The organism is Streptomyces mabaensis (assembly GCF_053763515.1).
Window position 1 is genome coordinate 1 of record NZ_JBSOPZ010000041.1, and the last position, 22,146, is coordinate 22,146.

General features: G+C 70.0%; 21 protein-coding genes. 8 read left to right on the top strand and 13 right to left on the bottom strand.

Going from position 1 to position 22,146, the window contains the following annotated elements; all coding sequences use genetic code 11:
* Positions 1 to 102 precede the first annotated feature (102 nt).
* From ACWV17_RS28790 to ACWV17_RS28825, 8 genes are all read right to left on the bottom strand, one after another.
* Complete coding sequence (locus ACWV17_RS28790) at positions 103 to 438, bottom strand: metal-sulfur cluster assembly factor (RefSeq protein ID WP_455354224.1); 336 nt, start codon at positions 436 to 438, stop codon at positions 103 to 105.
* Positions 435 to 899 carry a Fe-S cluster assembly sulfur transfer protein SufU gene (gene sufU, locus ACWV17_RS28795; protein WP_455354225.1) on the bottom strand — a complete coding sequence of 155 codons (465 nt, stop codon included), beginning with the start codon at positions 897 to 899 and terminating at the stop codon, positions 435 to 437. Before sufU ends, ACWV17_RS28790 begins: the two co-directional genes overlap by 4 nt.
* 10 nt (positions 900 to 909) lie before the next feature.
* Positions 910 to 2,166 carry a cysteine desulfurase gene (locus ACWV17_RS28800; protein WP_455354226.1) on the bottom strand — a complete coding sequence of 419 codons (1,257 nt, stop codon included), beginning with the start codon at positions 2,164 to 2,166 and terminating at the stop codon, positions 910 to 912.
* Positions 2,163 to 2,927: a Fe-S cluster assembly ATPase SufC gene (sufC, locus tag ACWV17_RS28805; protein WP_455354227.1), complete on the bottom strand. Its 765-nt coding sequence runs from the start codon at positions 2,925 to 2,927 to the stop codon at positions 2,163 to 2,165. The genes ACWV17_RS28800 and sufC overlap by 4 nt, the downstream gene beginning before the upstream one ends.
* Positions 2,928 to 2,934: 7 nt before the next feature.
* Positions 2,935 to 3,252, bottom strand: coding sequence for a bifunctional 3-phenylpropionate/cinnamic acid dioxygenase ferredoxin subunit (locus ACWV17_RS28810; protein ID WP_028813879.1), 318 nt, complete (start codon positions 3,250 to 3,252; stop codon positions 2,935 to 2,937).
* On the bottom strand, positions 3,252 to 4,430 hold the full coding sequence (sufD, locus tag ACWV17_RS28815) for a Fe-S cluster assembly protein SufD (RefSeq protein WP_455354228.1): 1,179 nt from the start codon (positions 4,428 to 4,430) through the stop codon (positions 3,252 to 3,254). The genes ACWV17_RS28810 and sufD overlap by 1 nt, the downstream gene beginning before the upstream one ends.
* 68 nt (positions 4,431 to 4,498) lie before the next feature.
* Complete coding sequence (gene sufB / locus ACWV17_RS28820; protein WP_455361960.1) at positions 4,499 to 5,920, bottom strand: Fe-S cluster assembly protein SufB; 1,422 nt, start codon at positions 5,918 to 5,920, stop codon at positions 4,499 to 4,501.
* Positions 5,917 to 6,666, bottom strand: coding sequence for a helix-turn-helix transcriptional regulator (locus ACWV17_RS28825; protein ID WP_455361961.1), 750 nt, complete (start codon positions 6,664 to 6,666; stop codon positions 5,917 to 5,919). Before ACWV17_RS28825 ends, sufB begins: the two co-directional genes overlap by 4 nt.
* 134 nt (positions 6,667 to 6,800) lie before the next feature.
* On the opposite strand from ACWV17_RS28825, the gene ACWV17_RS28830 reads away from it, so the two are divergent.
* Genes ACWV17_RS28830 through ACWV17_RS28840 form a run of 3 tightly spaced genes read left to right on the top strand, consistent with a single transcriptional unit; the run spans position 6,801 to position 9,520 of the window.
* Positions 6,801 to 7,730: an ABC transporter ATP-binding protein gene (locus ACWV17_RS28830; RefSeq protein WP_455354231.1), complete on the top strand. Its 930-nt coding sequence runs from the start codon at positions 6,801 to 6,803 to the stop codon at positions 7,728 to 7,730.
* A complete protein-coding gene (locus ACWV17_RS28835; RefSeq protein ID WP_455361962.1) occupies positions 7,727 to 8,494 on the top strand; it encodes an ABC transporter permease in 768 nt (255 codons plus the stop codon). The genes ACWV17_RS28830 and ACWV17_RS28835 overlap by 4 nt, the downstream gene beginning before the upstream one ends.
* A gap of 54 nt (positions 8,495 to 8,548) precedes the next feature.
* Positions 8,549 to 9,520 (top strand): COX15/CtaA family protein, encoded by a 972-nt coding sequence (locus tag ACWV17_RS28840; RefSeq protein ID WP_455361963.1) that lies wholly within the window; start codon positions 8,549 to 8,551, stop codon positions 9,518 to 9,520.
* An 11-nt stretch (positions 9,521 to 9,531) separates the two neighbouring features.
* On the opposite strand, the gene ACWV17_RS28845 is transcribed toward ACWV17_RS28840, so the two are convergent.
* The 3 genes from ACWV17_RS28845 to ACWV17_RS28855 form a co-directional block, all read right to left on the bottom strand.
* Entirely contained in the window at positions 9,532 to 10,653 is a 1,122-nt protein-coding gene (locus tag ACWV17_RS28845; RefSeq protein ID WP_455361964.1) for an amidohydrolase family protein, read from the bottom strand.
* A gap of 78 nt (positions 10,654 to 10,731) precedes the next feature.
* Positions 10,732 to 11,088 (bottom strand): hypothetical protein, encoded by a 357-nt coding sequence (locus ACWV17_RS28850; protein ID WP_455354235.1) that lies wholly within the window; start codon positions 11,086 to 11,088, stop codon positions 10,732 to 10,734.
* Between the two features lie 50 nt (positions 11,089 to 11,138).
* Positions 11,139 to 12,113, bottom strand: a complete 975-nt coding sequence (locus ACWV17_RS28855; RefSeq protein ID WP_455354236.1) for a heme o synthase — start codon at positions 12,111 to 12,113, stop codon at positions 11,139 to 11,141.
* A gap of 328 nt (positions 12,114 to 12,441) precedes the next feature.
* Between ACWV17_RS28855 and tkt the strand changes: the two genes are divergently transcribed.
* Genes tkt through pgl form a run of 5 tightly spaced genes read left to right on the top strand, consistent with a single transcriptional unit; the run spans position 12,442 to position 19,041 of the window.
* Positions 12,442 to 14,529: a transketolase gene (gene tkt, locus ACWV17_RS28860; protein WP_455361965.1), complete on the top strand. Its 2,088-nt coding sequence runs from the start codon at positions 12,442 to 12,444 to the stop codon at positions 14,527 to 14,529.
* A 33-nt stretch (positions 14,530 to 14,562) separates the two neighbouring features.
* Positions 14,563 to 15,681, top strand: a complete 1,119-nt coding sequence (tal, locus tag ACWV17_RS28865) for a transaldolase (RefSeq protein ID WP_455361966.1) — start codon at positions 14,563 to 14,565, stop codon at positions 15,679 to 15,681.
* A 5-nt stretch (positions 15,682 to 15,686) separates the two neighbouring features.
* Positions 15,687 to 17,216 (top strand): glucose-6-phosphate dehydrogenase, encoded by a 1,530-nt coding sequence (gene zwf, locus ACWV17_RS28870; RefSeq protein WP_455354239.1) that lies wholly within the window; start codon positions 15,687 to 15,689, stop codon positions 17,214 to 17,216.
* The gene (opcA, locus tag ACWV17_RS28875; protein ID WP_455361967.1) at positions 17,213 to 18,262 is read left to right on the top strand and encodes a glucose-6-phosphate dehydrogenase assembly protein OpcA; all 1,050 of its coding nucleotides are present in this window, start codon (positions 17,213 to 17,215) and stop codon (positions 18,260 to 18,262) included. Before zwf ends, opcA begins: the two co-directional genes overlap by 4 nt.
* The gene (pgl, locus tag ACWV17_RS28880) at positions 18,259 to 19,041 is read left to right on the top strand and encodes a 6-phosphogluconolactonase (RefSeq protein ID WP_455361968.1); all 783 of its coding nucleotides are present in this window, start codon (positions 18,259 to 18,261) and stop codon (positions 19,039 to 19,041) included. Before opcA ends, pgl begins: the two co-directional genes overlap by 4 nt.
* Before the next feature lie 65 nt (positions 19,042 to 19,106).
* Here pgl and pgi read toward each other — a convergent pair whose 3' ends face one another.
* Together pgi and ACWV17_RS28890 are read right to left on the bottom strand one after the other, a co-directional pair.
* Positions 19,107 to 20,759 carry a glucose-6-phosphate isomerase gene (pgi, locus tag ACWV17_RS28885; RefSeq protein ID WP_455361969.1) on the bottom strand — a complete coding sequence of 551 codons (1,653 nt, stop codon included), beginning with the start codon at positions 20,757 to 20,759 and terminating at the stop codon, positions 19,107 to 19,109.
* Positions 20,760 to 20,767: 8 nt separating this feature from the next.
* Positions 20,768 to 22,042 carry an MFS transporter gene (locus tag ACWV17_RS28890; protein ID WP_455361970.1) on the bottom strand — a complete coding sequence of 425 codons (1,275 nt, stop codon included), beginning with the start codon at positions 22,040 to 22,042 and terminating at the stop codon, positions 20,768 to 20,770.
* Between the last annotated feature and the right edge of the window lie 104 nt (positions 22,043 to 22,146).

Consider the following 22,146-nt stretch of genomic DNA (forward strand, 5'->3'; position numbering starts at 1 on the left):
CCCCCCCCCCCCCCCCCCCCCCCCCCCCCCCCCCCCCCCCCCCCCCCCCCCCCCCCCCCCCCCCCCCCCCCCCCGCTCTCGTACGTACGAGTACCGCTGTGCTCAGACGTTGAAGCCGAGCGCGCGCAGCTGCTCACGGCCGTCGTCCGTGATCTTGTCCGGGCCCCACGGCGGCATCCAGACCCAGTTGATCTTCAGTTCGTTGACGATGCCCTCGGTCGCCGACTTCGCCTGGTCCTCGATGACGTCGGTCAGCGGACAGGCCGCGGACGTCAGCGTCATGTCGAGGGTGGCGACGTTGGAGTCGTCGATGTGGATGCCGTAGATCAGGCCGAGGTTGACGACGTCGATGCCCAGCTCGGGGTCGACGACGTCGTACAGCGCCTCACGGACCTCGTCCTCGGAGGCGGGCTTCGTGGTCACAGTGTTCTCGCTCATGCCGTCTTCCTCTCGGCGCCCTCGCCCAGTGCCTGGGCCGTCGCGTCCTTCCACGCCATCCAGCTCAGCAGCGCGCATTTCACCCGGGCGGGGTACTTCGAGACGCCGGCGAACGCCACCGCGTCCTCCAGTACCTCCTCCATGGCCTCGTCCGGTTCGATCTTGCCCTTGGACTGCATCAGCTCCAGAAAGGTGCTCTGGATTTTCTGCGCCTCGGCCAGCTCCTTGCCGACCAGCAGGTCGTTCAGCACGGAGGCGCTGGCCTGGCTGATGGAGCAGCCCTGACCCTCGTACGACACATCGGCGATGCGCGTCCCGTCGTACTTCACGCGCAGCGTGATCTCGTCCCCGCACGTCGGGTTGACGTGGTGCACCTCGGCGTCGCCATCCCGCAAGCCCCGCCCGTGCGGGTGCTTGTAGTGGTCCAGGATGACTTCCTGGTACATCGAATCCAGCTTCACGTGCCAGCCCCTAGCCGAAGAAGTTCCGTACGTGCTCCAGCCCGTCGACCAAGGCGTCGACCTCGGCCGGCGTGGAGTACAGGTAGAACGACGCTCGCGTGGTCGCAGGAATTCCGTACCGCAGGCAGACCGGCCGCGCGCAGTGGTGCCCGACCCGGACCGCGATGCCCTGCTCGTCCAGTACCTGGCCCACGTCGTGCGGGTGGATGTCGCCCAGTACGAAGGAGATCGCGGCGCCGCGGTCCTCGGCCGTGGTGGGGCCGATGATCCGCAGGTCGGGGACCTCCAGCAGGCGCTTCACCGCGTACTCGGTGATCGCGTGCTCGTGGGCGGCGATGTTCTCCATGCCGATCGAGGAGAGGTAGTCCACGGCCGCGCCGAGGCCGACGGCCTGGGCGATCGGGGGCGTACCGGCCTCGAACTTGTGCGGAGCGGGCGCGTACGTCGACGAGTGCATCGAAACCGTCTCGATCATCTCGCCGCCGCCGAGGAACGGAGGCAGGTCCTCCAGCAGCTCCTGGCGGCCCCACAGGACGCCGATGCCGGTCGGGCCGCACATCTTGTGACCGGTGAAGGCCACGAAGTCGGCGCCGAGCGCCTGTACGTCCAGCGGCATGTGCGGCGCGGCCTGCGAGGCGTCGAGCAGCACCAGGGCGCCGACGTCCTGCGCACGCCGGACGATCGCGTCGACCGGGTTGACCGTGCCCATGATGTTGGAGACCAGCGTGAAGGAGACGATCTTCGTCTTCTCGGTGATGACCTCGTCGATGTTGGACAGGTCGAGCCGGCCGTCGTCGGTGAGGCCGAACCACTTCAGCTTCGCGCCCGTGCGCTGCGCGAGCAGCTGCCACGGCACGATGTTGGAGTGGTGCTCCATCTCCGTGATGACGACCTCGGTCTCGCGGTCGACCCGGTAGGGCTCGTCGGCCCAGCCGAGCATGTTGGCCACGAGGTTGAGCGACTCGGAGGCGTTCTTGGTGAAGATCACCTCGTCGCGGCTCGGGGCGTTGATGAAGGCGGCGACCTTGTCGCGGGCGCCCTCGTACAGCGCCGTGGCCTCCTCGGCAAGCACGTGCACGCCCCGGTGGACGTTGGCGTTGTGCCGCTCGTAGTACCCGTTCAGCGCGTCGAGCACCTGGCGCGGTTTCTGCGAAGTCGCCGCGTTGTCCAGATAAACGATCTTCTTCCCATCGTGGACCACACGATCCAGCAGGGGGAAGTCCTTGCGGATCGCTTCGGTGTCGAGGAGGCCCGGCAGCTGTGTCACGCGGTTGCGCCACCCTTCACGTAGGACTCGTAGCCCTCGTTCTCGAGCTTGTCGGCGAGCTCGGCGCCGCCGGACTCGGCGATGCGGCCGTTCGCGAACACGTGCACGAAGTCGGGCTTGATGTAGCGCAGGATGCGCGTGTAGTGCGTGATCAGCATGGTGCCGACCTCGCCGCTCTCGCGGACGCGGTTGACGCCCTCGGAGACGATGCGCAGCGCGTCGACGTCCAGACCGGAGTCCGTCTCGTCGAGGATCGCGATCCTCGGCTTGAGCAGTTCGAGCTGGAGGATCTCGTGGCGCTTCTTCTCGCCGCCGGAGAAGCCCTCGTTGACGTTGCGCTCGGCGAAGGCGGGGTCCATGTTGAGGCGCTCCATGGCCTCCTTGACCTCCTTGACCCACAGCCGCAGCTTGGGGGCCTCGCCGCGGATCGCCGTCGCCGACGTACGCAGGAAGTTGGAGACGGAGACACCGGGGACCTCGACCGGGTACTGCATGGCGAGGAAGACGCCGGCGCGGGCGCGCTCGTCGACGGACATCTCCAGGACGTCCTCGCCGTCGAGGGTGACGGTGCCGCCGGTGATCGTGTACTTCGGGTGACCGGCGAGCGAGTACGCGAGCGTCGACTTGCCGGAGCCGTTCGGGCCCATGATGGCGTGCGTCTCGCCCTGCCTGACGGTCAGGTCGACGCCCTTGAGGATCTCGCGGGCACCGCCCTCGGCTTCGACGGAGACGTGCAGGTCGTTGATTTCAAGCGTTGCCATGGGTGCCTCAGGACTCCTGGGTGACGGAGACGAGCACATCGTCCCCTTCGATCTTTACGGGGTACACGGGGACGGGGCGCGTCGCGGGAAGGCCGGACGGCTTGCCGGTACGGAGGTCGAAGCTGGATCCGTGCAGCCAGCACTCGATCATGCAGTCCTCCACCTCGCCCTCCGAGAGGGAGACGTTCGCGTGCGAGCAGATGTCGTTGATCGCGTACACCTCGCCCTCGGTGCGCACGACGGAGACCGGCGTGCCGTCGAGTTCCACCCGCTTCGGGGTGTCGTCCTCCAGCTCGCTCAGCGCACAGGCCTTGACGAAGGCCATCAGACCGACGCCTCCAGCTCGGCGTCGATCTTGGCGATCAGACGCTCCTCGACGTCCGGCAGACCAATCTGCTGGACCAGCTCGGCGAAGAAGCCGCGCACCACGAGCCGGCGGGCCTCGCCGGCCGGGATTCCGCGCGACTGCAGGTAGAAGAGCTGCTCGTCGTCGAAGCGGCCGGTCGCGGAGGCGTGGCCGGCCCCGACGATCTCGCCGGTCTCGATCTCCAGGTTGGGGACCGAGTCGACCCGCGCGCCGTCGGTGAGGACGAGGTTGCGGTTGAGCTCGTACGTGTCGGTGCCCTCGGCCATGACGCGGATGAGCACGTCGCCGATCCAGACCGCGTGCGCGTCCTGGCCCTGCAGCGCGCCCTTGAAGGCGACGTTGGAGCGGCAGTGCGGCGCGTTGTGGTCGACCAGGAGGCGGTGCTCCTGGTGCTGGCCCTGGTCGGTGAAGTACAGGCCGAAGAGCTCGGCCTCGCCGCCCGGCCCCGCGTACTGCACGCGCGGGTGGATGCGGACGAGGTCGCCGCCGAAGGTGACGGTGATCGACTTGAAGGACGCGTCCCGGCCGACGAGCGCGTTGTGCTGCGCGACGTGGACGGCGTTGTCGTCCCAGTCCTGCACGGAGACGACGGTCAGCTTCGCGCCGTCACCGAGGACGTAGTCCACGTTGGCGGCGAGCACGGCGTCACCGGTGTGGTCGATGACGACGACAGCCTCGGCGAAGGCACCCAGCTCCACGACCTGGTGGCCGAAGGCGGTACCGCCCTCACCGTGCACCGCGATCCGGATCGGCTCGGCGAGGACGGTCTCCTTGGGCACCGAGACGACCGAGGCCTTCTCGAAGGAGGAGTAGGCCTGGGCGGCGACCCGGTCCACCGGGGTGCCGGCCCTGCCGAGCCGCGCGTCGCCGCGGTCCACCGTCTCGACGGTGACGCCCTCGGGGGCGGTCACCTCGACGGTGAGGACGCCACCGGCCTCGGCGGTGCCGTCGTGCAGACCGCGGAGGCGGTCCAGCGGGGTGAACCGCCACTCCTCCTCGCGGCCGTGCGGTACCGGGAAGTCCGCCACGTCGAAGGACGGGGGCGCACTCATACGGGTGGCGACGGTGGACTCGGCGGCCACCGCGATGGACCCGGCGGTGGTGGAACCCGCCGGAATGTTCTGAGCCTCAGCCATGGCTGTCGTCGTGCTCTCTCTCTACGTCGAAACGTCGAAATCAGTCGCTGCGGGGGAACGGTCGGGCGTTATCCGACCGAACCCTCCATCTGCAGCTCGATCAGCCGGTTGAGCTCCAGCGCGTACTCCATGGGCAGCTCACGCGCGATCGGCTCGACAAAGCCGCGCACGATCATGGCCATGGCCTCGAACTCCGTCATACCGCGGCTCATCAGGTAGAAGAGCTGGTCGTCGGAGACCTTGGAGACGGTGGCCTCGTGGCCCATGGACACGTCGTCCTCGCGGACGTCCACGTACGGGTAGGTGTCCGAACGGGAGATCGTGTCGACCAGCAGAGCGTCGCAGAGCACGTTGGACTTCGCGCCCGGAGCGCCCTCGCCGATCTCGATCAGACCGCGGTACGAGGTACGGCCGCCGCCTCGCGCCACCGACTTGGAGACGATGTTGGACGAGGTGTTCGGGGCCATGTGGACCATCTTGGCGCCGGCGTCCTGGTGCTGGCCCTCGCCCGCGAAGGCGATGGACAGGGTCTCGCCCTTGGCGTGCTCGCCCATCAGGTAGACGGCGGGGTACTTCATCGTGACCTTGGAGCCGATGTTGCCGTCGACCCACTCCATGGTCGCGCCCTCGTACGCCACGGCGCGCTTGGTGACCAGGTTGTAGACGTTGTTCGACCAGTTCTGGATGGTCGTGTAGCGGCAGCGGCCGCCCTTCTTCACGATGATCTCGACCACGGCGCTGTGCAGCGAGTCCGAGGAGTAGATCGGAGCGGTGCAGCCCTCGACGTAGTGGACGTAGGCGTCCTCGTCGACGATGATCAGCGTCCGCTCGAACTGGCCCATGTTCTCCGTGTTGATACGGAAGTAGGCCTGCAGCGGGATGTCGACGTGCACGCCCTTCGGCACGTAGATGAACGATCCGCCGGACCACACCGCCGTGTTCAGCGACGCGAACTTGTTGTCGCCGACCGGGATGACCGTGCCGAAGTACTCCTGGAAGAGCTCCGGGTGCTCCTTCAGCGCGGTGTCCGTGTCGAGGAAGATGACGCCCTGCTCCTCCAGGTCCTCGCGGATCTGGTGGTAGACGACCTCGGACTCGTACTGGGCCGCGACACCGGCGACGAGGCGCTGCTTCTCCGCCTCGGGGATGCCGAGCTTGTCGTACGTGTTCTTGATGTCCTCGGGCAGGTCCTCCCACGAAGCGGCCTGCTTCTCGGTGGAGCGCACGAAGTACTTGATGTTGTCGAAGTCGATGCCCGACAGGTCGGAGCCCCAGTTCGGCATGGGCTTCTTGTCGAACAGGCGCAGACCCTTCAGCCGCAGCTTCAGCATCCACTCCGGCTCGGACTTCTTCGCCGAGATGTCGCGGACGACCTCCTCGGAGAGGCCGCGCTTCGCCGAGGAGCCGGCTACGTCGGAGTCGGCCCAGCCGTATTCGTACGTGCCCAGGCCTTCGAGCTCAGGGTGGGCAGTCTCCGTGGGGAGAGTCATGCGGGGTTCCTCCCGGCCGTGCTTGCAGATGCTGTGGTGGTGGTCTGTGGTCCGCTGTGCGGAGTCCCGCTGCGGGGAACGAACGTCGTGCACACTCCGTCGCCGTGGGCGATGGTGGCCAGACGCTGCACATGGGTCCCGAGCAGCTGGGAGAAGACCTCGGTCTCCGCCTCGCACAGCTGCGGGAACTGCTCGGCAACATGGGCGACCGGGCAGTGGTGCTGGCAGAGCTGTTCGCCGACCGGTGCGCTGCGCGCTGTAGCAGCGTACCCGTCCGCGGTCAACGCCCTCGCGAGTGCCTCGGTACGGCCCTCGGGAGCGGCCGTCTCGACGGCCTCCCGATAGGTCTCGGCCTGTGCGGCCAGCCGGGCGCGGGCGAAGGCGGCGACCGCCGCTTCTCCCCGCTCCCCGCCGCCCGCGGCGTCGGAGATCCAGCGCATGGCGTCGACGGCCAGCTTGTCGTACGACTGGTCGAAGGCGTCCCGGCCGCAGTCGGTGAGCGCGAAGACCTTGGCCGGACGGCCACGGGTCCGCGCTCCGTACACCCGCTGCTCCCGGGCCTCGACCACGTCGTCACCGACGAGCGCGTCGAGGTGGCGGCGTACGGCCGCCTGGGTGAGGCCGAGCCGCTTGGCGAGGTCCGCCACGGTCGAGGGACCGTGGTCCAGGATGGACCGCGCGACTCGGTTGCGGGTGGACCGCTCACCGGTCGCGAGCTCCTCATGGGCCTCGCCGACGTATTTCACAACACCATTGTTGCGTAATTCCCCGAGCCGCGACAAGCGCTGTGGGTGGCGGCCTCGGGTGGCCTCGGTCACTAAGGGTTACCTAATCGGCCCCAGGGGCCGGGGTCCCACGGCCGCTCTCTAGACTCGCCCGTATGCGAATCGAGCCCGCCCCGGTCCAGGTCCGTGGCCTGGTCAAACGGTACGGAAAGAAGACCGCGGTGGACGGCCTCGACCTGGACGTCCGGGCGGGTGCGGTCACGGCCGTCCTCGGACCCAACGGCGCCGGCAAAACCACCACCGTCGAAACCTGCGAGGGCTACCGCCGTCCGGATGACGGCACCGTACGGGTCCTCGGCCTGGACCCGGTCGCGGACGCCTCGGCGCTGCGCCCCCGGATCGGCGTGATGCTCCAGTCCGGCGGGGTGTACTCGGGCGCCCGCGCCGACGAGATGCTGCGGCACATGGCCAAGCTGCACGCCCACCCGCTGGACGTGGACGCGCTCATCGAGCGGCTCGGGCTCGGCAGCTGCGGCCGTACGACGTACCGCAGGCTCTCCGGCGGCCAGCAACAGCGGCTCGCCCTTGCGATGGCCGTGGTCGGCCGTCCCGAGCTGGTCTTCCTCGACGAGCCGACCGCGGGCCTGGACCCGCAGGCCCGCCGGGCCACCTGGGCCCTCGTACGCGAACTGCGCACCGACGGCGTCAGCGTCGTCCTCACCACCCACTTCATGGACGAGGCCGAGCAGCTCGCGGACGATGTCGCGATCATCGACGCCGGCCGGGTGATCGCCCAGGGCAGCCCCGAGGAGCTGTGCCGCGGCGGCGCGGAGAACACCCTGCGCTTCACCGGGCGGCCCGGTCTGGACCTGGCGGCCCTCCTCAAGGCCCTGCCCGACGGGACCGCGGCGGCCGAGCTGACGCCCGGCGCGTACCGAATCACGGGCAACGTCGGCCCGCAGCTGCTGGCGACGGTGACCACCTGGTGCGCCCAGCACGGCGTCATGCCGGACGGCATCTCGGTGGAGCGGCACACACTCGAAGACGTCTTCCTTGAACTGACCGGTAAGGAGCTGCGCGGATGAGCGCCGGTACGTTCACGCCGAAGCCGGGGGCGGCGCCGCTGCCCCGGATGATCGCGGCGCAGACCGCCCTGGAGACCCGGATGCTGCTGCGCAACGGCGAGCAGCTGCTGCTGACCGTGGTCATCCCGACCCTGCTGCTGGTGCTCTTCGCCACGGTCGACATCGTCGACACCGGAGCGGGCAGGGCCGTCGACTTCCTGACGCCCGGCGTCCTCGCGCTCGCCGTGATGTCCACCGCGTTCACCGGGCAGGCCATCGCGACCGGCTTCGAGCGCCGCTACGGGGTGCTGAAGCGGCTGGGCGCCTCGCCGCTCCCCCGCTGGGCCCTGATGACCGCCAAGACCCTGTCCGTACTGGTCACCGAGGTGCTCCAGATCGCGCTGCTGACGGTGATCGCGTTCGCTCTGGGCTGGTCCCCCCAGGGCGGTCCGGCCGCCGTGGTGCTCCTGCTCGTCCTCGGTACGGCGGCCTTCTCGGGCCTCGGCCTGCTGATGGCCGGCACGCTGAAGGCCGAGGCGACCCTGGCCGCGGCCAACCTGGTCTTCCTGCTGCTACTGGTCGGCGGCGGGGTGATCGTGCCGCTGGAGAAGTTCCCGGACGCGGTGGCCTCGGTACTCGGCCTGCTGCCGATCTCGGCGCTCTCGGACGGCCTGCGCGACGTACTCCAGCACGGCGCCGGGATGCCGTGGGCCGACCTCGGGATTCTCGCGGTGTGGGCGGTACTGGGGCTGGGCGCGGCGGCGAAGTTCTTCCGCTGGGAGTAACCCCTCGCGTGGGAGCAGCCCCTCGTGAATCGGTGCACAAGCGCTCCGCCTACGATGGAGCCCGTGTTGACCCCCCTCGCCCTTATCGCCCGGCGCTGGACTCCGTCACCCCGGACCCTCCAGCGCGCCGCGCTCGCCGCCCTCGTGATGAGCGTCGTCATCGTCGTCACCGGCGGCGCGGTCCGGCTGACCGGATCCGGTCTCGGCTGCGACACCTGGCCCAAGTGCACGGACGACAGCCTCATCGCGACGCCCGAGCAGGGCGTGCACGGCGCGATCGAGTTCGGCAACCGGATGCTGACGTACGTACTGTGCGCGGCGGTCGGCTGGGCGATCATCGCCGCCCGTTCGACCAAGCCCTGGCGGCGTGGCCTGACGCGGCTGGGCTGGGCCCAGTTCTGGATCGTCATGGGCAACGCCGTCCTCGGCGGCATCACCGTCATGGCGGGCCTCAACCCGTGGACCGTCGCGGGGCACTTCCTGCTCGCCACCTCGCTGATCACCGTCACCACGATCACCTGGCAGCGCACCCGCGAGGGTGATGGCACCGCGCGTCCGCGGGTCCCGCGCCCGGTGCGCAAGCTGTCCTGGGCCCTGATCGCCGCGTCCGTGGTCCTGATCGCGGCGGGCACGGTGGTGACCGGCTCCGGTCCGCACGCCGGCGACAGCAGCGACGTCCCGCGGATGGGGTTCGACTGGGCGGGCGTCGCCCATGTGCACGCCATCGCCGCCTGGGTCGTGTGCGCGCTGGCCCTCGGGATGTGGCTGGTGCTGCGCGTGGTGGACGCGCCGCTGGACACCAGGGCGCGGGCCAGGGATCTGCTGCTGGTGCTGCTGGCCCAGGGGGTCATCGGGTACGTGCAGTTCTTCACCGAGCTTCCCGAGGTCCTGGTCGCTGCCCACATGCTCGGCTCCTGCCTGGTGTGGATCGCGGTGCTGCGGGTCGCGCTGAGTCTGCGGGAGCGCCCGCACACGGCAGCCGGCATCCCCGCCCAGCACGACCAGGCCCTGTCGGCCGCGGTCTAGGGACTGCCCCCTCACCCCGCCTGGCCCGCGTCGAGGCCGTACACGCGGCGGGCATTGCCCGCCGCGATCATGGCGGCGACCCGTTCCGCGTCCCTGCGGGACCACGCCCCGTCGGCGACCCAGCCGCCGAGCACCCGCGCCATCGCCTCCCGGAACACCCGCGCCCCCACCACATGGAGCTCCGGCAGGCCGCGCCCGCCGCTGGAGAACAGCAGCTTGCCGAAGGGCGCCAGTTCCAGGATCTCCGCGAGTACGGCCGCGGCCCTCGCCCCGGTGTGCGCGAGGGCCGGCCCCAGATCGGCGTACACATGCGGAAAAGCGCCGGCCAGATGGGCGGCGTGGCGGTGGTACGGATAGCCGTGCAGCAGCACCAGATCGGTGCCCAGCCCGCCGGTGGCCCGGACGAAGTCGGTGAGCAGGGTCGGGTCGGTACGGTCGATGCGCAGCCTGGGGTCGCCCGCCCCCGCGTGCAGTTGCAGCGGCAGCCCCGAGGAGACCGCGATCCACAGCAGATGTCTGAGCAGGACGGGGTCGGTGAGCCTTCCTCCGGCCGGGCGCCGGGCCAGCCAGCGTCCCGCGGCGCCGCGCACCTCGCCGGGCCCCGGAGGTTCGGGGGCGTACGCCAGTCCGTACCCGATCCCGGCGACCGAGGTGAAGGCGACGGCCGAGGCGGCCGCCCCGTGCACCGCCTCCGCGAGATTGGCGAGGAACGACTCGACGGTGCCGGAGGTGTCGGCCACCTGCTCGGCCAGCAGTTCGAGCCGGACGATCTCATGCGCCTCGGCGGCGCCCGCCACGGCCAGCTCGCCCGGGCCGGTCAGGTCGCCGGGCAGCCCGGTGTCCACCAGATAGGTGGCGATCCCGGTGCCGCGCAGCAGCCGCCTGCCGGACTCGATGACGCCCAGCTCCCTGCGGCGCGCGAGGTAGTGCGCCGGCGGGCAGTGCGGCTCCAGCCCCAGCAGCGGCGGGCACCAGCGGCGCACGGCGAAGCCGGTCTGGGTGTCGAAGAAGGTGGTGCCGGGGGCCGGTGGCCCCTCGGCCCTGCCGAGATACGCCTCGAAGGTGCCGAGGCCCAGCTCCGTACGGAGCACCCCGTGGCAGTACTGGTCCACCAGGGACGGCGTTTCGATCATCCGGGCATCCCGTTGTGGACGAGGGGGTCCCCCGGAGGGAGGACGTGCTTCCACCCCTCCTAACGGGTGAGCACCGCGTCAGGTGTTGCTCGCGCTGTTGCTCGGACCGCCCAGCTGCAGCCCCGCCATGCGCGTCCACTCGTACGGACCGGTGCGCACCTTCGCCGCGAACTCGCCGTCGAACGACTCGTGAAGGGTCAGTCCGGCCTTCTCGGCGGCCTGTGCGGCGATGGCGTGGCTCGGGGCCACGAGGTCGCCCCAGCCGCCGTCGGCGCCGACGAGGACGATGCGGGTGCCCATCTGCCCGATGTACGCGAGCTGCCCCTCGGCGCCGCCGTGCGCCTTGGAGAAGGCACCGATCTGCTTGGCGAGCTTCGCCGCCCTGCGCTCGGCGCGGGCGTCGGGGGCGGTCTCTTCAGCCTTGGTTTCTGCCATGAGTCGCATGCTACTCACGAGTAAGGCCCGTGCCTACTGCCGGCCGGTGCCTACCGCAGGAAGGGGTCCACCGCGACGGCGACGAAGAGCAGCGACACATAGGTGATCGACCAGTGGAACAGCCGCATCTCCTTGAGCTTGGCGCCCGTCGCGCCGCCCTTGGCGCGCGACTGCAGCGCGTGCGCCTCCCAGAGCCACCAGCCACCGGTGACCAGCGCCACAGAGGTGTAGAACCAGCCGGTGTAGCCCAGCGGGGTCAGCAGCAGCGAGACGCCGACCATCACCCAGCTGTAGAGGACGATCTGGCGGGCCACCACCGTGTTGGAGGCGACGACCGGCAGCATCGGCACGCCCACCCGGGCGTAGTCCTCCTTCACCTTCATCGACAGCGGCCAGTAGTGCGGCGGCGTCCAGAAGAAGATGACGAGGAAGAGGATGACGGCGGCCCACGACACCGAGTTCGTGACGGCGGACCAGCCGATCAGCACCGGCATACAGCCGGCGATGCCGCCCCAGACGATGTTCTGAGCCGTGCGCCGCTTGAGCACCATCGTGTACACGACGACGTAGAAGAGCAGCGCGCCGAGCGCGAGCGCGGCGGACAGCCAGTTGACGAGCAGTCCGAACCACAGGGTGGAGACGACGGCGAGGACGATGCCGAAGACCAGGCCCTCCCGCGGACTGACCATGCCGGTGACGAGCGGCCGCTGCGAAGTTCGGTCCATCAGCGCGTCGATGTCGCGGTCGATGTACATGTTCAGCGCGTTGGCGCCGCCCGCGGAGAGGTACCCGCCGACGCAGGTGGCCAGCACGAGCCACAGGTCGGGCACGCCCTGCTCGGCCAGGAACATCACCGGTACGGTGGTGATGAGCAGCAGTTCGATGATCCGCGGCTTGGTCAGTGCCACGAAAGCCTTGACCCGGGCCCCGGACGGCCGGTGGCCGGGGCTCGTCCCGAGCTCCCCCACAGCCCTACGGGCGTGGGAGGTGCCCCCACCCGCTGGACGGGATTCGACGGCCGTCACGTACACCCCTGACGAAAGACTCCCAGCAAGTTCCGGACGTGAAGGCCCGGTAAAAACTTGCGCGTACCACGCCACTCTAGACGTTGCCCGGACACCGCTCTGCGCCGGGGTGGGTCGTGTTGAGCGTCGGGCCCGCGACGCGCGTATTACGTGCCTGAAGAGGCGAAGTCCCCGCGGTGACGGCACCCTGGCAGTACCGGATCAACCACGTACCGGATCAACTGCCTGTACTCGAAAAGATGCGCGTTGCGGCGGGGGTAGGCTCGACAACGCCCGGTGCATCCGTCGTCACCGGGATACGACATGTGGAGAGGAGCCCTGACCCAGGGTGAGCACCAAGCCGACCACCACAGACCTCGAGTGGACCGATCTGGACCAGCGGGCCGTTGATACCGTCCGTGTCCTGGCCATGGATTCCGTACAGAAGGTCGGCAACGGCCACCCCGGTACGGCCATGAGCCTCGCGCCCGCTGCCTATGTCCTGTTCCAGAAGCTGATGCGGCACGACCCGGCGGATGCCGACTGGACCGGCCGGGACCGGTTCGTCCTCTCCGCGGGTCACACGAGCCTCACGCTGTACATCCAGCTCTACCTGGCCGGTTACGGCCTGGAGCTGGACGACCTGAAGGCGTTCCGCACCTGGGGCTCGAAGACCCCCGGTCACCCGGAGTACGGCCACACGGTGGGCGTCGAGACGACGACCGGTCCGCTGGGCCAGGGCGTGGCCAACGCGGTGGGCATGGCGATGGCCGCCCGTTACGAGCGTGGCTTGTTCGACCCGGACGCGGCTGCGGGCACTTCGCCGTTCGACCACACCATCTGGTGTATCGCCGGTGACGGCTGCCTCCAGGAGGGCATCTCGGCCGAGGCGTCCTCGCTGGCCGGGCACCAGAAGCTGGGCAACCTGGTCCTTTTGTGGGACGACAACCACATCTCCATCGAGGGTGACACCGAGACCGCGGTCTCGGAGGACACCCTCAAGCGGTACGAGGCGTACGGCTGGCACGTCCAGCGCGTCGAGCAGCTGGCGAACGGTGACCTCGACCCTCAGGGCCTGTACGAGGCGTTGAAGGCGGCTCAGGCCGAGACCGACCGCCCGTCGTTCATCGCGGCCCGCTCGATCATCGCCTGGCCGGCCCCGCACGCCCAGAACACCGAGGCGGCGCACGGCTCGGCGCTCGGCGAGGACGAGGTCGCGGCGACGAAGAGGGTCATGGGCTTCGACCCCGAGCAGACCTTCGAGGTGTCCGAGGAGGTCATCGCGCACACCCGTGCGGCGCTCGACCGGGGCCGTGAGGTGCGTGGCGAGTGGGAGAAGACCTTCGCCGCCTGGCGCACGGCCAGCCCGGAGCGGGCGGCCGAGTTCGACCGCATCGCCGCGGGCGAGCTGCCCACGGGCTGGGAGGAGAAGCTCCCCGTCTTCGAGACCGGCAAGAGCGTCGCCACCCGCGCGGCCTCCGGCAAGGTGCTGCACGCGCTCGGTGCGGTCATCCCGGAGCTGTGGGGCGGCTCGGCCGACCTGGCGGGCTCGAACAACACCACGATCGACAAGCACTCGTCGTTCCTGCCGGCCGGCAACCCGCTGCCGGAGGCCGACCCGTACGGCCGCACGATCCACTACGGCATCCGCGAGCACTCCATGGCCGCGGAGATGAACGGCATCGCGCTGCACGGCAACACCCGCATCTACGGCGGCACGTTCCTGGTGTTCTCCGACTACATGCGCAACGCCGTGCGGCTGTCCGCGCTGATGCACCTGCCGGTCACCTACGTGTGGACGCACGACTCGATCGGCCTCGGCGAGGACGGCCCCACCCACCAGCCGGTGGAGCACATCGCCTCGCTCCGCGCGATCCCGGGTCTGAACATCGTCCGCCCGGCGGACGCGAATGAGACGGCGATCGCCTGGCGGGAGATCCTGCGCCGCTGGACCAAGGTGTTCGGCAAGGGCGCCCCGCACGGTCTGGCGCTGACCCGGCAGGGCGTGCCGACCTATGAGCCCAACGAGGACGCGGCCAAGGGCGGTTACGTCCTCTTCGACGCCGAAGGCGGCGACGCGGAGGTCGTCCTCATCGGTACCGGCTCCGAGGTGCAGCTCGCCGTCGAGGCGCGCGAGCAGCTCCAGGCCGCGGGTGTGCCGACGCGGGTTGTCTCGATGCCGTGCGTGGAGTGGTTCGAGGAGCAGGACCAGGGGTACCGGGACTCGGTGCTGCCGCCGTCTGTGAAGGCGCGGGTGGCGGTGGAGGCCGGTATCGGTCTGACCTGGCACCGCTACGTGGGCGACGCCGGCCGGATCGTCTCGCTGGAGCACTTCGGTGCCTCGGCGGACGGGAAGGTGCTGTTCCGCGAGTTCGGCTTCACCGCCGAGCACGTGGCCGCCGCCGCCCGGGAATCGCTGGCCGCCACAGCACGCTGACGCCGTACACGACAAGTAGGAGATGCAACTCTCATGACAGACGCACTCAAGCGCCTCTCCGACGAAGGCGTCGCGATCTGGCTGGACGACCTGTCGCGCAAGCGGATCACGTCCGGCAATCTCGCCGAACTGATCGACCAGCAGCACGTCGTGGGTGTCACCACCAACCCGTCGATCTTCCAGAAGGCGATCAGCAGCGGTGACGGTTACGAGCAGCAGCTCGCCGACCTCGCTGTCCGCCGGGTGACGGTGGAGGAGGCCGTACGCATGATCACCACGGCGGACGTCCGCGACGCCGCCGACATCCTGCGCCCGGTGTTCGACGCGACCCAGGGCCAGGACGGCCGGGTCTCCATCGAGGTGGACCCGCGCCTGGCGCACAACACCCACGCGACCGTCGCCGAGGCCAAGCAGCTCGCGTGGCTGGTGGACCGGCCCAACACGCTCATCAAGATCCCGGCGACCGAAGCGGGCCTGCCCGCGATCACCGAGACCATCGGCCGGGGCATCAGCGTCAACGTCACGCTGATCTTCTCGCTGGAGCGCTACCGCAAGGTCATGGACGCCTACCTGGCGGGTCTGGAGAAGGCGAAGGCCGCGGGCCTGGACCTCTCCAAGATCCACTCGGTGGCGTCCTTCTTCGTGTCCCGCGTGGACACCGAGATCGACAAGCGGCTCGACGCGCTGGGCACGCCGGAGGCCAAGGAGGCCCGCGGCAAGGCGGCGCTGGCCAACGCCCGGCTGGCGTACGAGGCGTTCGAGGAAGTCTTCTCGAGCGACCGCTGGGCGGCCTTGGACAAGGCGCAGGCCAACAAGCAGCGTCCGCTGTGGGCCTCCACCGGCGTCAAGGACCCGGCGTACAAGGACACCCTGTACGTCGACGAGCTGGTCGCGCCGGGCACGGTGAACACCATGCCGGAGGCCACCCTCGACGCCACCGCCGACCACGGCCGGATCACCGGTGACACGGTGCGCGGCACGTACGAGCAGGCCCGGGCCGACCTCAACGCCATCGAGAAGCTCGGCATCTCGTACGACGAGGTCGTGCAGCTGCTGGAGGACGAGGGCGTCGAGAAGTTCGCGACGTCCTGGACGGACCTGCTCAAGTCGACCGAGGCGGAGCTGAAGCGCCTCGCCCCTTCGGAGGGCTGACCACGTTGTCTGTTAACGGAGCGAACCCGCTTCGTGACGCACAGGACCGACGGCTCCCGCGCATCGCGGGGCCGTCGGGCCTGGTCATCTTTGGCGTTACGGGCGATTTGTCACGTAAAAAGTTGATGCCTGCCGTCTACGACCTGGCCAACCGCGGACTGCTGCCGCCGGGCTTCTCGCTCATCGGCTTCGCCCGCCGTGAGTGGCAGGACGAGGACTTCGCCCAGGAGGTGCACGACGCGGTCAAGCAGCACTCGCGTACGCCCTTCCGCGAGGAGGTCTGGCAGCAGCTGGTGCAGGGGTGCCGCTTCGTCCCGGGCGACTTCGACGACGACGCGGCGTTCGAGACGCTGAAGTCGACCATCGAGGAACTCGACAAGGCGCAGGGCACTGGCGGCAACTTCGCGTTCTACCTCTCCGTACCGCCCAAGTTCTTCCCCAAGGTCGTCCAGCAGCTGAAGAAGCACGGGCTGGCCGACCAGAAGGAAGGCAGCTGGCGGCGGGCGGTCATCGAGAAGCCCTTCGGACACAACCTGGAGAGCGCGCAGGAGCTCAACCAGATCGTCCACGAGGTCTTCCCGCCCAACGAGGTCTTCCGGATCGACCACTACCTGGGCAAGGAGACCGTCCAGAACATCCTGGCGCTGCGCTTCGCCAACACGATGTTCGAGCCGATCTGGAACCGGTCGTACGTCGACCATGTCCAGATCACGATGGCCGAGGACATCGGCATCGGCGGCCGCGCCGGTTACTACGACGGCATCGGCGCCGCTCGTGACGTCATCCAGAACCACCTGCTCCAGCTGCTCGCGCTGACGGCGATGGAGGAGCCCGGCTCCTTCCACCCCAAGGCGCTGGTCGCCGAGAAGCTCAAGGTGCTCACGGCGGTGCAGCTGCCGGAGGACCTGGGCAAGCACACGGTGCGCGGCCAGTACTGCGCCGCCTGGCAGGGCGGCGAGAAGGTCGTCGGGTACCTCGAAGAGGACGGCATCGACCCGAAGTCGAAGACCGACACCTACGCGGCCATAAGGCTGGAGATCAACAACCGCCGCTGGGCGGGCGTCCCGTTCTATCTGCGCACCGGCAAGCGCCTCGGCCGCCGCGTGACCGAGATCGCGGTCGTCTTCAAGCGCGCGCCGTACCTGCCCTTCGAGTCGGGGGCGACCGAGGAGCTGGGGCAGAACGCCCTGGTCATCCGGGTCCAGCCGGACGAGGGCGTCACCGTGCGGTTCGGCTCCAAGGTGCCCGGCACCTCGATGGAGGTCCGGGACGTCACGATGGACTTCGCGTACGGCGAGTCGTTCACCGAGTCCAGCCCGGAGGCGTACGAGCGGCTCATCCTCGATGTGCTGCTGGGCGACGCGAACCTCTTCCCGCGCCACCAGGAGGTCGAACTCTCCTGGAACATCCTCGACCCGATCGAGCAGTACTGGGACGCGCACGGCAAGCCGGCGCAGTACCCGGCGGGGACGTGGGGGCCGGTCGAGGCCGACGAGATGCTCGCACGAGACGGACGGAGCTGGCGCCGGCCATGAAGATCGACCTCACGGACACCAACTCCAGCAAGATCAACAGCGCACTGGTCCAGGCGCGCCGCGACATCGGCACGCCGGCCATCGGCATGGTGCTCACCCTCGTCATCGTCACCGACGAGGAGAACGCGTACGACGCCCTCAAGGCGGCCAACGACGCCTCCCACGAGCACCCCTCGCGGATCATCGTCGTGATCCGGCGGATCAGCCGCTCGCCGCGCAGCCGGCGTGACGCCCGCCTGGACGCCGAAGTGCGCGTCGGCGCCGACTCCGGCACCGGCGAGACGGTGGTACTGCGGCTCTACGGCGACCTCGTCAACCACGCGCAGTCCGCGGTTCTCCCGCTGCTGCTGCCCGACGCCCCGGTGGTCGTCTGGTGGCCCGAGGGGGCCCCGGCGGACCTGGCGAAGGACCCGCTGGGCGCGCTCGCGCAGCGCCGTATCAGTGACACGTACGCCACCGAGAACCCGCTCGCCGCGCTCGCTCGGCGGGCGGAGGCGTACGCGCAGGGCGACACCGACCTGTCCTGGACCCGGATCACTCCCTGGCGGTCCATGCTCGCGGCGGCGCTCGACCAGCAGTCCGTGGAGATCGCTTCGGCGCTGGTCGAGGGCGAGGACGAGAACCCGAGCTGCGAACTGCTCGCGATGTGGCTGGCGGACCGGCTCCAGGTGCCCGTACGCCGGGTTCTGTCGTCCGGCCCGGGTCTGACGGCCGTACGCCTGGAGACCAAGGACGGCGACATCGTGCTGGACCGGGCGGACGGATCGCTGGCGACGCTGTGCATGCCCGGCCAGCCGGACCGCGCGGTGGCGCTCAAGCGGCGGGAGACGGCCGAGCTGCTCGCGGAGGAGCTGCGCCGGCTCGACCCGGACAACATCTATGAGTCCGCCGTGAAGTTCGGGGTGGACCGGCTGCACCAGGGCGCCGCGCCGGCCGCCGGGTCCGAGGCCCCGGCCGAAGCCCCGGAGCCGGACGCGGAAAAGCCCGCCCCGGCGAAGAAGGCGGCCGCGAAGAAGGCGGCGGCGAAGAAGGTGGCCGCGAAGTGAGTACCCCGCAGGTCGTCGTGCACCGCGACAAGGATCTGATGGCTCAGGCCGCGGCGGCGCGGCTGATCACGAAGATCGTGGACGCCCAGGCCGCGCGGGGCTCCGCGTCCGTCGTCCTGACCGGTGGGCGCAACGGCAACGGGGTGCTCGCGGCCCTGGCCGCGGCGCCCGCGCGGGACGCGGTGGACTGGGCACGCCTGGACCTGTGGTGGGGGGACGAACGGTTCCTGCCGGCCGACGACCCCGAGCGCAATCACACCCAGGCGCGGGCGGCGCTGCTGGACTCGGTCCGGGTGGATCCGGCGCGGGTGCATGTCATGCCCGCCTCGGACGGCCCGTACGGGTCGGACGCCGACTCGGCCGCGGCGGCGTACGCGGACGAGCTGGCCGCCGCGGCGGGACCGGAGAACCACGGTCCGGTGCCGACCTTCGACGTGCTGATGCTGGGCGTAGGCCCGGACACCCATGTCGCGTCGCTCTTCCCCGAGCTGCCGGCCGTACGGGAGACCGAGCGCACGGTCGTGGGTGTGCACGGCGCACCCAAGCCGCCGCCCACCCGTATCTCGCTGACCCTGCCCGCCATCCGCGCGGCCCGTGAGGTGTGGCTGCTCGCGGCGGGCGAGGACAAGGCGGGCGCGGTGGCGATCGCACTGGGCGGCGCCGGGGAGATCCAGGCGCCGGCGGCGGGCGCGTACGGCCGCAGCCGCACGCTCTGGCTGCTGGACCGCGCGGCGGCGGCGAAGCTGCCACCCCAGCTGTACCCGCCCGCGTCGGCCTGAGCGTGAACGTCCGACGGCGGCCCCGCACCCGGGTGGGTGCGGGGCCGCCGTCGTGTGGTGGGCATTTAACGGCCGCGCAGCTCCCGATACGTAGCCACCAGCGCCTTCGTGGACTCGTCCAGGCCCGGGACCTCCGCCGCCCCCGACAGGGCCGGCTCCAGTCGCTTGGCCAGGACCTTGCCCAGCTCGACGCCCCACTGGTCGAAGGAGTCGATGTTCCAGATGGCGCCCTGGACGAACACCTTGTGCTCGTAGAGCGCGACCAACTGGCCGAGCACCGAGGGCGTGAGCTCCTTGGCCAGGATCGTGGTCGTCGGGTGGTTGCCGCGGAACGTCTTGTGCGGGACGAGGTCCTCCGCGACGCCTTCCGCGCGTACCTCGTCGGGGGTCTTGCCGAACGCCAGCGCCTGCGTCTGGGCGAAGAAGTTCGCCATCAGCAGGTCGTGCTGGGCCGCCAGGCCCGAGCTGAGCTCGGCGACCGGCTCCGCGAACCCGATGAAGTCCGCCGGGATGAGCTTCGTGCCCTGGTGGATCAACTGGTAGTACGCGTGCTGGCCGTTGGTGCCGGGGGTGCCCCACACGACCGGTCCGGTCTGCCAGTCCACCGGATTGCCGTCACGGTCCACCGACTTGCCGTTCGACTCCATGTCCAGCTGCTGCAGATACGCGGTGAACTTGGAGAGGTAGTGACTGTACGGCAGCACGGCGTGCGACTGGGCATCGTGGAAGTCGCCGTACCAGACGCCCAGCAGACCCAGCAGCAGCGGCACGTTGGCCTCCGGCGGGGCGGTGCGGAAGTGCTCGTCGACCAGGTGGAATCCGTCCAGCATGTCGCGGAAGCGGTCCGGGCCGATGGCGATCATCAGCGAGAGCCCGATGGCCGAGTCGTACGAGTAACGGCCGCCGACCCAGTCCCAGAACTCGAACATGTTCGCCGTGTCGATACCGAAGTCGGCGACCTTCTCGTCGTTGGTGGACAGCGCCACGAAGTGCTTGGCGACCGCCGCCCGGTCGCCGCCCAGCCCGCCGAGCAGCCACTCGCGCGCCGAAGTGGCGTTGGTGATGGTCTCGATGGTGGTGAAGGTCTTGGACGCGATGATGAACAGCGTCTCGGCCGGGTCCAAGTCCCGTACCGCCTCGTGGAGATCGGCCCCGTCGACGTTCGAGACGAAGCGGAAGGCCAGCTCGCGGGCGGAGAAGGAGCGCAGCACCTCGTAGGCCATGGCGGGGCCGAGGTCCGAGCCGCCGATGCCGATGTTGACCACGGTCCTGATGGGCTTTCCGGTGTGCCCGGTCCACGCGCCGGAGCGGACCTGGTCCGCGAAGCCGGCCATCTTGTCCAGCACGGCGTGCACCGCCGGTACGACGTTCTCCCCGTCCACCTCGATCACCGCGTCGCGCGGCGCCCGCAGCGCGGTGTGCAGGGCGGCGCGGTCCTCGGTGGTGTTGATCTTCTCGCCCCGGAACATCGCGTCCCGCAGCTCCGCCACGCCGGTCGCCGCGGCCAGTTCGCGCAGCAGCGTGAGCGTCTCGTCGGTCACCAGGTTCTTGGAGTAGTCGATGTGCAGGTCACCGACCTGGAGGGTGTACCCGGTGCCGCGCTCCGGGTCCGCCGCGAACAGCTCACGCAGATGGGTCTCCCCCAACTGCTCGCGGTGCTTGCCCAAGGCGGTCCACTCCGGCGTCTGGTTGAGCCTGGTACGGCCGTCTGCGTTCATACCGGTTATCAGCCCACTTCTTCTCGTACCTGCGTACCTGCCCCGCTGCCCCCCAACCTAGTTGATCGGAGCAGTGGCAGCAGGGAGGCGACCGCGCACACGAACAGCCCGGCCGCCAGCAGAGCTGGCGTGTTCAGACCCCAGGCGCCGGCCACCGCCCCGCCCAGCATCGCTCCGAGCGGAGTCCCCGCGATCGTCATCGTGCGGAAGGCCGAGCTGATGCGGCCCAGCATGGATACCGGGCTGCGCTGCTGCATCAGCGTCACCTGGTTGACGTTCCACACCATGCCCATGAAGCCGAACACCGTCAGCGCACCGGCCAGCGCCCACAGTTCGCGGACGGTCCCCATCGCGACGAGACAGCAGATCTGTATCGCGCCGGCCCCGAAGACGCCCCGGATCCGCCCGAACCGCTCCGACAGCCGGCCGGCCAGCAGTCCCCCCGCCACGCTGCCCACCCCGTACGCCGTGATGGCCAGCGCATAGCCGGCGTTCCCCACGTCCAGCCACCCCGTCACATGCAGCACCAGAGTGGCGATGAGCGCCCCCATACCGATGTTGCACAGGGTCGTGGCGGTGCACAGCCCACGCAGCGCCCGGTCCCGCCACAGCACCCGGAGCCCCGCCGCGATGTCCCCGCGCAGGGTGCTCCCGGCGGGCCGCGGCGGCCGGTCCGGCACGGATATTCGCAGCGAGGCGATCAGGACGGCCGCCAGGACGTATGTGGCCGCGTCCGCCGCGTACGGCAGCGCCGCCCCGCCGGCGAGCAGTACGGGCACCAGAGGGGCCGCGAGGAAGGCGCCCGCGATCTGCTGCCCGGTGAGCAGCCGGGCGTTGGCGCTGCCCAGTGCCTCGGCGGGCACCATCGAGGGCAGCAGGGCGGTGGCGGCATTGTCGAAGAGCGTCTGGAGGGTGGTGAGCACGAAGGCCAGCGCGTTCAGCAGGGCGAGCGAGGCGTGCCCGAGCGCCACCGCCACCGCGAAGGCGGCGACCAGAGCGCCCCGCAGCAGGTCGACCATCCACATGGCCCGCCGCTGGTCCACCCGGTCCGCGACCGCTCCGCCGAGCAGCCCGAACACGAGCCAGGGCAGATACCCGCAGGCCGTCACCAGCGCGACGAGCAGCGGTTCCCTGGTCATTGACGCGGCGAGCAGCGGCATCGCCGCCGTCCGCAGCGAGTCCCCGAACCGCGAGACGACGGCGGCCGTCCACAGCCGGCCGAACCCGCCCCGCCACGTGGGCGTACGCACCACCGCGGCCCCCGCGGACTCGATCGCTGCCACAACTCCCCCTGGTGATCGACTGCTTCACCAGCGTAGGAGGCACCACTGACAACGGGCGGAGGTGCGGTGGGGAAGAGGGTGCCGGAAAGCCGTCCGGCCGGGCA

Bases quoted from the DNA above. Each gene is read 5' to 3' on its own strand.
- ACWV17_RS28790 (WP_455354224.1), bottom strand. From the start codon at position 438: ATGAGCGAGAACACTGTGACCACGAAGCCCGCCTCCGAGGACGAGGTC.
- sufC (WP_455354227.1), bottom strand. From the start codon at position 2,927: ATGGCAACGCTTGAAATCAACGACCTGCACGTCTCCGTCGAAGCCGAG.
- ACWV17_RS28810 (WP_028813879.1), bottom strand. From the start codon at position 3,252: ATGGCCTTCGTCAAGGCCTGTGCGCTGAGCGAGCTGGAGGACGACACC.
- sufD (WP_455354228.1), bottom strand. From the start codon at position 4,430: ATGGCTGAGGCTCAGAACATTCCGGCGGGTTCCACCACCGCCGGGTCC.
- sufB (WP_455361960.1), bottom strand. From the start codon at position 5,920: ATGACTCTCCCCACGGAGACTGCCCACCCTGAGCTCGAAGGCCTGGGC.
- ACWV17_RS28830 (WP_455354231.1), top strand. From the start codon at position 6,801: ATGCGAATCGAGCCCGCCCCGGTCCAGGTCCGTGGCCTGGTCAAACGG.
- ACWV17_RS28835 (WP_455361962.1), top strand. From the start codon at position 7,727: ATGAGCGCCGGTACGTTCACGCCGAAGCCGGGGGCGGCGCCGCTGCCC.
- ACWV17_RS28840 (WP_455361963.1), top strand. From the start codon at position 8,549: ATGGAGCCCGTGTTGACCCCCCTCGCCCTTATCGCCCGGCGCTGGACT.
- ACWV17_RS28845 (WP_455361964.1), bottom strand. From the start codon at position 10,653: ATGATCGAAACGCCGTCCCTGGTGGACCAGTACTGCCACGGGGTGCTC.
- ACWV17_RS28850 (WP_455354235.1), bottom strand. From the start codon at position 11,088: ATGGCAGAAACCAAGGCTGAAGAGACCGCCCCCGACGCCCGCGCCGAG.
- tal (WP_455361966.1), top strand. From the start codon at position 14,563: ATGACAGACGCACTCAAGCGCCTCTCCGACGAAGGCGTCGCGATCTGG.
- opcA (WP_455361967.1), top strand. From the start codon at position 17,213: ATGAAGATCGACCTCACGGACACCAACTCCAGCAAGATCAACAGCGCA.
- pgi (WP_455361969.1), bottom strand. From the start codon at position 20,759: ATGAACGCAGACGGCCGTACCAGGCTCAACCAGACGCCGGAGTGGACC.